Source organism: Streptomyces sp. KLMMK (assembly GCF_036961605.1).
In the GTDB taxonomy this organism is placed as follows: Bacteria; Actinomycetota; Actinomycetes; order Streptomycetales; family Streptomycetaceae; genus Streptomyces; species Streptomyces telluris.
Window position 1 is genome coordinate 1 of record NZ_JBAMDC010000039.1, and the last position, 12,217, is coordinate 12,217.

The window sequence follows — 12,217 nt, forward strand, 5'->3', positions numbered from 1 at the left end:
GCCGGTGCACCCGCCGTGTCAGGAGGGGCGCGTCATGCGCAGGACGTCGAGGGCTTCGTCGAGCTGTTCCAGGGTGAGGAGCCCCCGTTCCACGTACCCGCCGTCGAGAACGGTTTCGCGGATCGTCTTCCGCTCGGCGAGCGACTTCTTGGCCACCTTCGCCGCCTCCTCGTAGCCGATGTAGCGGTTGAGGGGCGTGACGACCGACGGGGAGGACTCGGCGTACTCGCGGGCCCGTTCCACGTTGGCCGTGATGCCGTCGACCGTGCGGTCGGCCAGCAGCCGGGAGGCGTTGGCGAGCAGCCGCACGGACTCCAGGACGTTCTTCGCCATCACCGGGAGCATCACGTTGAGCTCGAAGTTCCCGGCGGCGCCCGCGGCCGCGACCGTCGCGTCGTTGCCGGTGACCTGGGCGGCCACCATCAGGACGGCCTCGCAGATGACCGGGTTGACCTTGCCCGGCATGATCGAGGAGCCCGGCTGCAGGTCCGGCAGGCTGATCTCGGCCAGTCCGGCCCGCGGGCCCGAGCCCATCCAGCGCAGGTCGTTCGCGATCTTGGTGAGGCCGACGGCGACGGTGCGCAGCTGGCCGCTGGTCTCCACCAGGCCGTCGCGCGCGCCCTGCGCCTCGAAGTGGTCGCGGGCCTCCGTCAGCGGCAGCCCCGTGGCGCGGGCGACCTCGGCGATGACGGCGGCGGAGAAGCCGGGCGGGGTGTTGATGCCGGTGCCCACGGCCGTGCCTCCCAGGGGGAGTTCGGCCAGACGCGGCAGTGACGCCTGCAGCCGCTCGACGCCGTAGCGGACCTGGGCCGCGTACCCGCCGAACTCCTGGCCGAGCGTCACCGGGGTGGCGTCCATCAGGTGCGTGCGGCCGGACTTGACGACCTCGGCGAACTCCTCGGCCTTGCGCCCCAGGGACGCCGCGAGGTGCTCCAGCGCGGGCACCAGGTCGCGGGTGACGGCGGCCGTCGCCGCGATGTGGATGCTGGACGGGAAGACGTCGTTGGAGCTCTGCGACGCATTCACATGGTCGTTGGGGTGCACCGGGCGGCCCAGGCGCTCGCTCGCCAGGGTGGCGACGACCTCGTTCGTGTTCATGTTGGAGGACGTGCCGGAGCCCGTCTGGAAGACGTCCACGGGGAAGTGGTCGTCCCAGCGCCCCTCGGCGACCTCCGCGGCGGCCGCCTCGATCGCCTCCGCGACGTCCTTGTCCACCACGCCCAGCTCGGCGTTGACCTTGGCCGCCGCGGCCTTGATCCGGGCCAGCGCCTCGATGTGCGACCGCTCCAGCCGCTGCCCGCTGATGGGGAAGTTCTCCACCGCGCGCTGGGTCTGCGCCCGCCACTTGGCATCCGCCGGGACCCGGACCTCACCCATCGAGTCGTGCTCGATCCGGTACTGCTCACCATCGGTCATCGTCACTACCTCCTGACACACCAAGCGTTTGTCCGGTTCACGGTGTTCCCAAAAAGCACTACCGCCTAGTAAATACCGCGGGTAACAACTGAAATCGGGGAGGCACCATGACACGCAGACCCACCCTGCGCTGTTCACTCGCCGCCGTCGCCGCGTTCGCCGCGGCGCTCGGCGGCATCGCTGTCACCGCACCCACCGCCCACGCGGCCCCCGCGCCGGGCGCGTCCGCCGCCGCGACGCCCCTGTCGCCCGAACTGGAGAAGATCCGCGCCGCGGAAGCGGTCAAGCTCTACGGGGACGCCGCCCAGCGCCCCCTGGAGCAGCGCAAGACCTCGCTCCTCTCACTCGGCGACAGCGAGATCTCCGGCGAAGGCGTCGGCACCTACGAACCGGGTACCAACGGCCCCGCCAACTGGTGCCACCGCTCGCCCGACGCCGCCATCCACCGCACCACGATCCCCGCCGACGTCACCTACAACGTCGCCTGCTCCGGGGCCTCCACCGCCAACATCCGCATCGGCGGCTCCAAGCAGTACGCCGACGAGCTCGTCCAGAGCGACAGCCTCGCCGTCAAGGCCCGCAACACCCGCGTGAAGATGGTCCTGCTCGTCGCCGGCGCCAACGACGACCTGCAGTTCGGGCCCGTCATGACCGACTGCGTCACCCGCTACCTGACCCTCCAGGGCACCTGCGAGCCCAAGTACGCCCCCGGCTGGCAGGCCCGCGTCGACGGACTCGTCCCCAAGGTCGAGCAGACCGTACGGGACCTGCGCACCGTGATGAAGGACGCCGGCTACGCCGACGGCGACTACAAGCTCGTCCTCATGGGCTACCCGAGCCCCATAGGCCCCGACTTCGAGGACAACCCCTCCTTCCCCGGCAAGCTCCCCGGCGGCTGCGTCGGCCACACCTCCGACGCCGCCTGGGGCCGCAACCACGCCGTGCCGGCCTTCGAGCGCGGCATGCGCAAGGCCGCGCGCGACACGGGAGCGGTCTACCTCGACAACTCGCGCCTCTTCCACGGGCACGAGGTCTGCATGGAGGACGCCTGGGCACGCGGCCTCTACGTCGACCTGTCCAACCCCTTCCCGCCCGACGCGAACTCCGTGCGGCAGTCCTTCCACCCCAACGCCCGGGGCCACGGCGCGTTCGCGTCCTGCCTGAGCCAGGCCTACCAGGCCGGCTACCGCGAGGCCGGCTGCGCCGACCCGGCGAGCACCGGGAAGCCCGTGCTGCGCGAGGGCGCCTGGGACGACGCCTTCCGGCCGCTGAAGAACGAGGCCACCGGCACCTGCGTCGACGCGTACGGGGTGAGCAGCCGCAACGGGACCGCGGTCGGCGGCTGGGACTGCACGGGCAACCGCAACCAGGAGTGGGGCTACGACGCCGGCACCAAGGCGCTGCGGACGGCTCTCTCGCACGACCGGTGCGTGGACGTTCCCGGGGGGAAGTACGCGGCCGGGACGGCCGTGGTGCTGTGGAACTGCCACGGGGGCGCCAATCAGCAGTTCAGCCGCTCCGGCGAGGGACTCAGCCCGGTGGCCGCGCCCGGGCTGTGCCTGACGCTGGCGGGCGGCAAGGAAGCGGTGCGCCTGCAGAAATGCGACGGCTCGCCGAATCAGCGGTTCGCGTAGCCGAGCGGCCCCCGCGCCCTGCAAGGGGCGCGGGGAACTGCGCGAGCAACCAGGGACGGCCCGCGGCCGAGCACCCGGCGTCAGCAACCGGCCCCGGAAGGGGCGCGGGGAACTGCGCGACCAGCCACGGGCGGCCTGCAGTCAAGTACCGGCCCCGTCAGGAACTCCGCACCGGGATGGACGTGAACGTCGGGGCCGGAGCCGGGTCGACGAAGAAGTCGTTGCCCTTGTCGTCCACGACGATGAACGCCGGGAAGTCCTCGACCTCGATCTTCCAGACGGCCTCCATGCCCAGCTCCTCGTACTCCAGGACCTCCACCTTCTTGATGCAGTCCTGTGCGAGGCGGGCCGCCGGGCCGCCGATCGAGCCGAGGTAGAAGCCGCCGTGGCTGCCGCACGCGTCGGTGACCTGCTTGCTGCGGTTGCCCTTGGCGAGCATCACCTTGGAGCCGCCGGCCGCCTGGAACTGCTCGACGTAGGAGTCCATGCGGCCTGCCGTCGTCGGGCCGAAGGAGCCGGAGGCGTAGCCCTCGGGGGTCTTGGCCGGGCCGGCGTAGTAGACCGGGTGGTCCTTGAGGTACTGGGGCATCTCCTCGCCCGCGTCCAGCCGCTCCTTGATCTTCGCATGTGCGATGTCACGGGCCACGACCAGCGGTCCGGTCAGCGAGAGGCGGGTCTTGACGGGGAACTTGGTCAGCTCGGCGAGGATCTCGTCCATGGGCCGGTTGAGGTCGATGCGGACGACGTCGCCCTCCGACTCCAAGTGCTCGTCCGTGGTCTCCGGGAGGAAGCGCGCCGGGTCGGTCTCCAGCTGCTCCAGGAAGACGCCCTCGGGCGTGATCTTCGCGAGCGCCTGGCGGTCGGCGGAGCAGGAGACGGCGATGGCCACCGGGCAGGACGCGCCGTGGCGCGGGAGGCGGACGACGCGCACGTCGTGGCAGAAGTACTTGCCGCCGAACTGGGCGCCGATGCCGATCTTCTGCGTGAGCTCGAAGACCTTGTCCTCCAGCTCCTTGTCGCGGAAGCCGTGGCCGAGCGGGGAGCCCTCCTCCGGCAGCTCGTCGAGGTAGTGCGCGGAGGCGTACTTGGCGGTCTTGAGCGCGTACTCGGCGGAGGTGCCGCCGACGACGATCGCCAGGTGGTACGGCGGGCAGGCGGCCGTGCCGAGCGAGCGGATCTTCTCCTCCAGGAACTTCATCATGCTCGCCTCGTTGAGCACGGCCTTCGTCTCCTGGAAGAGGAAGGACTTGTTGGCCGAGCCGCCGCCCTTGGCCATGAAGAGGAACTTGTAGGCGCCGCCGTCGGTCGCGTACAGCTCGATCTGCGCGGGCAGGTTGGAGCCGGTGTTCTTCTCGTCCCACATGGTCAGCGGGGCCATCTGCGAGTAGCGCAGGTTGAGCTCGGTGTAGGCGTCGAAGATGCCGTGCGAGAGGGCCTTCTCGTCGCCGCCCTCGGTCAGCACGTTCTGGCCGCGCTTGCCCATGACGATCGCCGTGCCGGTGTCCTGGCACATCGGGAGCACGCCGGCGGCCGCGATGTTGGCGTTCTTCAGCAGGTCCAGGGCGACGAAGCGGTCGTTCGGGGAGGCCTCGGGGTCGTCGAGGATCTTCCGCAGCTGCGCGAGGTGGGCCGGGCGCAGGTAGTGCGAGATGTCGTGCATCGCCTCGGCGGCCAGCTTGCGCAGCGCCTCCGGCTCGACCTTGAGGAAGGTGCGGCCGTCGGCCTCGAAGGTCGACACGCCCTCGGAGGTGACCAGGCGGTACGGAGTGTTGTCCTCACCCAGGGGCAGGAGGTCCGTATAGGCGAACTCAGAGGCAGGCATTGCGGCGGATTCCTCACTCGGCAGGCGGTGGTGGCTGGCGTCCTCGACAGCGCATACCAGCCTAGGGCGCGCGCGGGGGAACGGTCTTGTGAGGTAAGGCTCACCCGCTCCGACCTGCGGGAATCCCCGGGACGGCGCCGCCCTCTATCGCGATCTATCGCGTTGTGGCTACCCTGCTTGCCGTGGAAGAGCCATCGTCGCCCTCGTTCGAGAAGACCCCCCGGCCGAGCCGGCCCGCCGTGCCGGAGGCCGGGCTGCGCGCCTCCGACGCCGACCGCGACCGCACCGCCGGCATCCTGCGCGACGCCCTGGGCGACGGCCGGATCACCGCGGAGGAGCACGCCGAGCGGATCGGCGCCGTCTACCGGGCCAGGACCCTGGGCGAGCTGGAACCGCCCGTCCGCGACCTGCCGGTGGACGGCCGGGCCCGGCCGCAGGGCTCCGCGCGCCCGCACCCGGCCACGGCGCACACCGCGGGCGCGGGTCCCACCGACAACCTCGTCGCCGTCTTCGGCGCCGCGAGCCGCAAGGGGCGCTGGCGGGTGAGCCGGCGGACGAACGCGTTCGCGCTGTTCGGTGCCGTGGAGATCGATCTGACCGAGGCGTTCTTCGAGCAGCGGGAGATCGTCATCAACGCGGCCTCGCTCTTCGGCAGCGTCGACATCACGGTCCCGGAGAACGTCACCCTGCGCTCCACGGGCACCGGAATCTTCGGCGGTTTCGACGTCAGGACCGTGGAAGCGCCCGACCCCGACGCCCCGGTCGTCTCCGTCACCGGCTTCGCCGTCTTCGGCGGCGTGGACGCCGAACCGAAGCGGGGAAAGCGCCTCAAGAACCTTCGCCCGGGCCGCTGATGGCGGGCCGTGCGCCCTATCGCCGTGAACTTACTGCGGGTTACCGCGTTCCGCTCATGGCAACGGTGTGAATAAGCACGCGCACAGCGGGTAAAGCTTGGTGCATCGTCTCTCGTACGGCTGCCGGTGCGAATGGCCGTGCGCAGTGGAGGCGGGCAAGGGTGACTCAACCGGCCAAGCAAAAGCCGTCGTCAGGAGTAGACCGTGCTGCTACCGCATCAGCCCCTGCAGGAAGCCGCCGTACCGTCCCCGCGGATTCCGTCCGCGCGGGATCAGGCCGGCCCCTGGCATTCGGAGGCGGTGTGCCGCCGGGATGAAGCCGGGCTCTTCTTCGCACCATCCAAGGAACCGACGGCTGCCCGTCTGTCGCGCGAAGAGGCCGCCAAGCGCGTCTGCGCCCGTTGCCCGGTGATGGTCGAGTGCCGCGAGCACGCCTTGCTGCAGCCGGAGCCCTACGGGGTCTGGGGTGGTCTCACCGCCGCCGAGCGCCGGGTGGTGCTGGCGCGCCGGCGCCGGCGCGAGGCCGAGCTGGCGCGCACGACGCGGGTCGCCGCCGCGGGCTGAGCGCACGGAACGGCAGAAACGCCGGACGGGCTTGATTTCGGCTGGGCTCAGCCGGAATCGCAGCCCGTCCGGCGTTTGCGGGCCGGCGCGCCCGCAGGGCGATCAGCTGGGGCGCTCGAAGTCCACCGTGCTGTACGCGCGCAGCTTCGAGAGCCGGTGCGTGGAGTCGATCTGCCGGATCGTGCCCGACTTGGAGCGCATGACCAGCGACTGCGTGGTCGCCGTCTCCGCGCGGTAGCGGACGCCGCGCAGCAGCTCCCCGTCGGTGATGCCGGTGGCCACGAAGAACACGTTGTCGCCGCTGACCAGGTCGTTCGTGTGCAGGACGCGGTCGAGGTCATGGCCCGCGTCGAGGGCGCGCTGCCGCTCCTCGGCATCCTTGGGCCACAGCTTGGCCTGGATGGTGCCGCCCAGGCACTTCATCGCGCAGGCCGCGATGATGCCCTCCGGCGTGCCGCCGATGCCCAGCAGCAGGTCCACGCCGGTGCCCTCGCGGGCGGCCATGATGGCGCCGGCCACGTCGCCGTCGGAGATGAACTTGATCCGGGCGCCGGCCTCGCGGATCTCCTTGACGAGCCCGTCGTGGCGGGGGCGGTCCAGGACGACGACCGTGACGTCCTCGGGGGAGGAGTGCTTGGCCTTGGCGATGCGGCGGATGTTGACGGCGACGGGGGCGTCGATGTCGACGAAGTCGGCGGCCTCCGGGCCGGTGACCAGCTTGTCCATGTAGAACACCGCGGACGGGTCGAACATGGTGCCGCGATCGGCGACGGCCATCACGGAGACGGCGTTGGCCATGCCCTTGGCGGTGAGGGTCGTGCCGTCCACCGGGTCGACGGCCACGTCGCACTCGGCGCCGGTTCCGTCGCCGACGCGCTCGCCGTTGTAGAGCATGGGGGCGTTGTCCTTCTCCCCCTCGCCGATGACGACGACACCGTTCATGGACACGGTGCCGATCAGGGCGCGCATGGCCTTGACCGCGGCGCCGTCCGCGCCGTTCTTGTCGCCCCGGCCGACCCAGCGGCCCGACGCCATGGCACCGGCCTCGGTGACCCGGACGAGCTCCAGGGCGAGGTTGCGGTCGGGAGCCTCGGGGCTGACCTCGAGCGAGGACGGCAGATGATGCTCGGTCATCGGAGCGCACCTTTCTGTACGGCGACGGCCGTGGGACCCCTCTCCCCCGAAAGGGGCAGAAGGTGAGGGTGCTGATGACTTTATCTGTTTACCGCGAGAGTGAGCAGAGGGCCCCACGCATGAGCGGCGTCAAGGTCTCGCGGACGGGTCGCGTACCGGGCTCCGGCGCGCCCCCGGGGCCGCCGTCAAGATCTCCCGGGGCATGGGGGACGATGGGGTCGTGGCAGGTAGGAATCCCAAGGCGCAGACCGTGCGCAACATGGTGCTCGCGATGGCGGCGATCATTCCCGTCGCTTTCGTCAGCTACGTGTTCATCCCGCACGACGAGGGCAAGGCGAGCGACGCGGTGCCGACCGTCGACTACCGCGTCGAGCTCGACACGGCGCGGCGCGCGGCGCCGTACCCCGTCGCGGCCCCGGCCGGGCTGGACAAGGACTGGCGCGCCACCTCGGTCTCGTACCGGGCGGGCGGGACGGGCGGCAAGGAGGGCTCGGTCTGGCACCTGGGCTTCCTCGACCCGGACACGGAGTACGTGGCGGTCGAGCAGAGCGACGGCCCGGCCCGTGCCTTCATCGACGGCGCGAGCCAGCGTGCGGTCAAGACGGACAAGACGCAGCGCGTGGGCGATGCCACGTGGCGGCACTACGAGGGCGAGAAGTACAACGCGCTCGTGCGCGAGGAGCGCGGCGTGACCACGGTGGTCACCGGTACCGCGTCCGCGGAGCGGCTCGCGGAAATGGCCGCCGCGCTCAAGTCCAAGAAGGGCTGAGAGAGCGCGACGGCCAATGCCGCTGCGGGGACGGTTTCGGGCCGTCCCCGCGCTTCGGGCTGTCCGGACGGGTCAGACCGTCGTGACGACCTGCTCGTAGGGCAGGCGCGGCGAGCGGGGGTACGAGGCGCCCTCGCCCGGCTTGCCGATGTTGACGATCATCAGCGGGGTGTGGTCGCCGTCCAGGAACTCCTTCTGGACGCCCGCGAAGTCGAAGCCCGTCATCGGGCCGGCGGCCAGGCCCGCCGCGCGGATGCCGAGGATGAAGTAGCCGGCCTGCAGCGAGCCGTTGAGCGCCGCGGACTGCTCACGGACCGGGCGCTCGGTGAAGAAGACGTCCTTGGCCTGCGGGAAGTGCGGGAACAGCTCCGGCAGCTCCTCGTGGAACTCGTTGTCCGTGGCGAGGATCGCGACGAGCGGGGCGTTGCGGGTCTTCTCGCGGTTGCCCTCGGCCATCAGGGGCGCGAGGCGCTCGCGGGCCTCCTCGGAGCGGATCAGCACGATGCGCAGGGGCGACTGGTTGAACGCCGTCGGGGCGTACTTGACCAGGTCGTAGACGGCCTGGATCTGCTCGTCGGTCACCGGCTCGTCCGAGAAGGTGTTGGCGGTGTGCGCCTCACGGAAGAGCAGGTCCTGGGCGGCGGAGTCGAGGGCGAGGGACATGGCGGTGCACCTTCTTGCGTACGGAAGATCCCGGGGGCGGGGCTTACGGGATCCACTGTACGACAAGTAGATGAAACTTCAACTAAAGGGGTGGGGGTGTGGTGGGGCTCACCCGCCCTCGGTGATGTATTGCCTGGTCAGATGGGGTGAGCCGGGGTCAGGGCGCCTCTTCGGCGTCCTCCGCGGCACCCTCGGCCGCCCCGGCCTCCTCCTCGGAGGCCAGCGCCGCGTCCAGCCGCGCCCGCGCGCCCTCCAGCCAGCGCCGGCACACCTTCGACAGCTCCTCGCCGCGCTCCCACAGGGCCAGCGACTCCTCCAGCGTCGTGCCGCCCGCCTCCAGGCGGCGCACGACCTCGATCAGCTCGTCGCGAGCCTGCTCGTACCCCAGCGCATCCGTTGTCGTCGCCATGGCCACCAGCCTATGCGGGGGGTACGACAGCGGACCCCGCAACGGGCCGCACCGTGAACTCGCCCTCCGCGACCCGGGCCCGCAGCTCCTCCTCCGCCGTCACCTCCGCGGCGTCCCGCACCACCGAGCCGTCCGCGTGCTGCAGCACGGCGTAACCCCGGCGCAGCGTCGCCGCCGGGGACAGCGCGACCACGCGCGCGTGCGTGTGCGACAGCTCCGAGTCCGCACGGTCCAGCAGATGGCCGAGCGTCCGGCGCGCCCGGGCGGTCAGCGCGTCGATGCGGTCCTCGCGCTCCTCCACCATCCGCTGCGGGTGCTGCATGCACGGGCGGGCCCGCACCGACGCCAGGCCGCGCTCCTCGCGGTCCAGGTGCGCGGTGACGCAGCGCAGGGCGCGCTCGCGCAGCTGGCGGACCCGGACCAGCTCCTCGCCGACGTCGGGCACCACGCGCTTGGCCGCGTCCGTCGGCGTGGACGCGCGCAGGTCCGCGACCAGGTCCAGCAGGGGGGAGTCGGGCTCGTGGCCGATCGCGGAGACCACCGGCGTGCTGCACGCGGCCACGGTCCGCACCAAGCGCTCGTCGGAGAACGGCAGCAGGTCCTCGACGCTGCCGCCGCCGCGCGCCACGATGATCACGTCCACGCCGGGGGCCTTGTCGAGCTCCTCGACGGCCTCGATGACGCGCGGGACCGCGTGCACGCCCTGGACGGGCACGTTGCGGATCTCGAAGCGGACGGCGGGCCAGCGGTGCCGGGCGTTCTCCAGGACGTCCCGCTCGGCGGCCGAGGCGCGGCCGCAGACCAGGCCGATCAGCTGCGGCAGGAACGGCAGCGGCCGCTTGCGGTCCGCCGCGAACAGGCCCTCCGCCGCCAGCGACTTCTTCAGCTGCTCCAGCCGCGCCAGCAGCTCCCCGACGCCCACCGGCCGGATCTCCGCCGCCCGCAGCGAGAGCTGACCGCGCGGGGCGTACCACTCGGGCTTGGCGTGCACGACGACGCGCGCGCCCTCCGAGACGATGTCGGCGACCCGGTCGAAGACCGCGCGGTAGCAGGTGACGGACAGCGAGATGTCGTGCGCCGGGTCGCGCAGCGTCAGGAAGACGACGCCGGCGCCCGGGCGGCGGGAGAGCTGGGTGATCTGCCCCTCGACCCACACCGCGCCGAGACGGTCGATCCAGCCGCCGATGAGCCGGGACACCTGCCCCACCGGGATCGGGGCGTCGGGGGACGTGTTGAGGGCCATGGGCTGAGCGTAGTGGGGGGTGCTGACACGTGCGGGTTCCGGTGGGCGCGCGCATTCCGCCGGGCCCTCGCCGTAGTGGTTGCGCGCCGTCGCGGCGGGCATTTCCGTGAGCGCCCGGTGGGCCGCCCGGCTCTGCCCGGCGTCTTCGCTGCGCGCGCCGGCTCCGCCGGCCGAGAGGCCCGGCCTCTCAAGACCGCCGCCGCGGCGAGCAACCACCGCGGCGCAGTCCGGCGGTGCCGAAAGCCCGCTCGCCACCGCGTCAGCGGCCCGCCGCGCACCGGCGAACCCCCATGTCGGCGGCACCGCGCTACGTCGGACCCCTGCGGAGCACCTCCGCCCCCAGCACCCCCAGCCCCGCCACCAGCCACAGCCCGCCCACGACCTGCGCCGTGGCCGACGCCTCGACGATCACCGCGATCACCACCGCCAGCCCCAGCAGGGGCATCACCACATGCCGTACGGGCCGCAGCTCCCGGCCCCGCCGGCGCACCGCGAACCAGCCGATCACCGACAGGTGCAGCAGCGCGAAGGCCACCAGCGCGCCCACGTTCACCACCGACACCAGGCGGTCCAGGCCGTCGTCGCGCCGCGCCGCCCACACCGCCGCCACGAGGTTGACCACCGCCGCGCCCAGCACCGCGATCCGGGGCACGCCCGAGGCCGGGTCCACCTTCGACAGCAGGCTCGGCAGCCTCCTGTCCCGCGCCATCGCGAACAGCAGCCGCCCCGCCGCGGCCTGCCCCGCCAGCGCCGCGAACGCCGCCCCGACGGCCTTGCTGACCGCCACCAGGTCGTGCAGCCACGCGCCGGTCGCCGAGTCCACCGTGTCGTAGAACGCCGAGCCCTGCGCGGCCGGGTCCGCCTCCAGCTCCGCCGCCGACATCGGGGCGAGCAGCGCCGCCAGGTACGTCTGGACGATGAACAGCACGCCCGCGACCGCCAGGCACGTCATCACCGCCCGGGCGACGCGCTCCGAGCCCCCCGCGGCCTCCTCTGCGAACGCCGCGATCGCGTCGAAGCCCAGGTACGACAGCACCGCCACGGACACCGCGGCGACCACCGCGCCCGCGGCGAAGCCGCTCTCCCCGGTCAGCGGCGACAGCCAGCCGCGCCGGGCGCCGTGCTCCGCGAGGGCGAACACCGCGCACGCCACGAAGACCAGCAGGACGGCGATCTCCATGGCGAGCACCAGGAAGCCGACGACGGCGGCCGTCCGCACGCCCGCCAGGTTCAGGGCGGTCGTCACCGTGACCGCGACGGCCGTCCACACCCACTGCGACACCGACGGCACCAGCGCGTGCAGGGCGATCCCCGAGAAGAGGTAGGCCACCGCGGGGATCAGGAGGTAGTCCAGCATCGCCATCCAGCCGGCGATGAACCCCGGGCCCTCGCCGAGCCCCACGCGCGCGTAGGTGTAGACCGAGCCGGCCTGCGGGGCGACGCGCACCATCTGTGCGTACGAGAAGGCGGTGAAGGCCATCGCGACCGTCGCGACGATGTAGACGAGCGCCACCGCCCCGCGCGACTTCGCGTCCAGCGTGCCGAAGATCCCCACCGGCGCCATGGGGGCGATGAACAGCATCCCGTAGACGATCAGGTCCCGGAAGGTGAGGGTGCGGTGAAGCTTTCCGTCGGTGCCGCCGGGGGATGCGGTCACGGGTGCGGTCATGGGCTGCCCCTAGAGCGGACGGAATCGCGGCTTCCGTCAT

General features: G+C 72.0%; 11 protein-coding genes. 4 read left to right on the forward strand and 7 right to left on the reverse strand.

Annotated features, from left to right (window positions below):
• Positions 1-18 precede the first annotated feature (18 nt).
• Positions 19-1,416, reverse strand: coding sequence for a class II fumarate hydratase (locus V7793_RS10225; RefSeq protein WP_336004606.1), 1,398 nt, complete (start codon positions 1,414-1,416; stop codon positions 19-21).
• Positions 1,417-1,523: 107 nt separating this feature from the next.
• Here V7793_RS10225 and V7793_RS10230 point away from each other — a divergent pair, with 107 nt between their 5' ends.
• A complete protein-coding gene (locus V7793_RS10230) occupies positions 1,524-3,050 on the forward strand; it encodes a ricin-type beta-trefoil lectin domain protein (RefSeq protein WP_336004610.1) in 1,527 nt (508 codons plus the stop codon).
• A gap of 157 nt (positions 3,051-3,207) precedes the next feature.
• Here the strand turns inward: V7793_RS10230 and V7793_RS10235 are convergent, their stop codons facing one another.
• Entirely contained in the window at positions 3,208-4,872 is a 1,665-nt protein-coding gene (locus V7793_RS10235; RefSeq protein ID WP_336004614.1) for a fumarate hydratase, read from the reverse strand.
• Between the two features lie 182 nt (positions 4,873-5,054).
• Between V7793_RS10235 and V7793_RS10240 the strand changes: the two genes are divergently transcribed.
• On the forward strand, positions 5,055-5,726 hold the full coding sequence (locus V7793_RS10240; RefSeq protein ID WP_336004616.1) for a DUF1707 SHOCT-like domain-containing protein: 672 nt from the start codon (positions 5,055-5,057) through the stop codon (positions 5,724-5,726).
• 204 nt (positions 5,727-5,930) lie between these two features.
• Positions 5,931-6,290 carry a WhiB family transcriptional regulator gene (locus V7793_RS10245; RefSeq protein WP_058046041.1) on the forward strand — a complete coding sequence of 120 codons (360 nt, stop codon included), beginning with the start codon at positions 5,931-5,933 and terminating at the stop codon, positions 6,288-6,290.
• A gap of 102 nt (positions 6,291-6,392) precedes the next feature.
• Here the strand turns inward: V7793_RS10245 and glpX are convergent, their stop codons facing one another.
• Positions 6,393-7,424 carry a class II fructose-bisphosphatase gene (gene glpX, locus V7793_RS10250; protein ID WP_256790347.1) on the reverse strand — a complete coding sequence of 344 codons (1,032 nt, stop codon included), beginning with the start codon at positions 7,422-7,424 and terminating at the stop codon, positions 6,393-6,395.
• Positions 7,425-7,644: 220 nt separating this feature from the next.
• Here glpX and V7793_RS10255 point away from each other — a divergent pair, with 220 nt between their 5' ends.
• Complete coding sequence (locus V7793_RS10255; protein WP_336004621.1) at positions 7,645-8,193, forward strand: DUF4245 domain-containing protein; 549 nt, start codon at positions 7,645-7,647, stop codon at positions 8,191-8,193.
• A 72-nt stretch (positions 8,194-8,265) separates the two neighbouring features.
• Here the strand turns inward: V7793_RS10255 and V7793_RS10260 are convergent, their stop codons facing one another.
• From V7793_RS10260 to V7793_RS10275, 4 genes are all read right to left on the reverse strand, one after another.
• Positions 8,266-8,856, reverse strand: coding sequence for a malonic semialdehyde reductase (locus V7793_RS10260; RefSeq protein WP_336004624.1), 591 nt, complete (start codon positions 8,854-8,856; stop codon positions 8,266-8,268).
• 157 nt (positions 8,857-9,013) lie between these two features.
• Positions 9,014-9,265: an exodeoxyribonuclease VII small subunit gene (locus tag V7793_RS10265; protein WP_336004627.1), complete on the reverse strand. Its 252-nt coding sequence runs from the start codon at positions 9,263-9,265 to the stop codon at positions 9,014-9,016.
• A 10-nt stretch (positions 9,266-9,275) separates the two neighbouring features.
• A complete protein-coding gene (gene xseA / locus V7793_RS10270; RefSeq protein WP_336004630.1) occupies positions 9,276-10,508 on the reverse strand; it encodes an exodeoxyribonuclease VII large subunit in 1,233 nt (410 codons plus the stop codon).
• A gap of 307 nt (positions 10,509-10,815) precedes the next feature.
• Positions 10,816-12,177, reverse strand: coding sequence for an APC family permease (locus V7793_RS10275; protein WP_336004633.1), 1,362 nt, complete (start codon positions 12,175-12,177; stop codon positions 10,816-10,818).
• Positions 12,178-12,217: the final 40 nt, after the last annotated feature.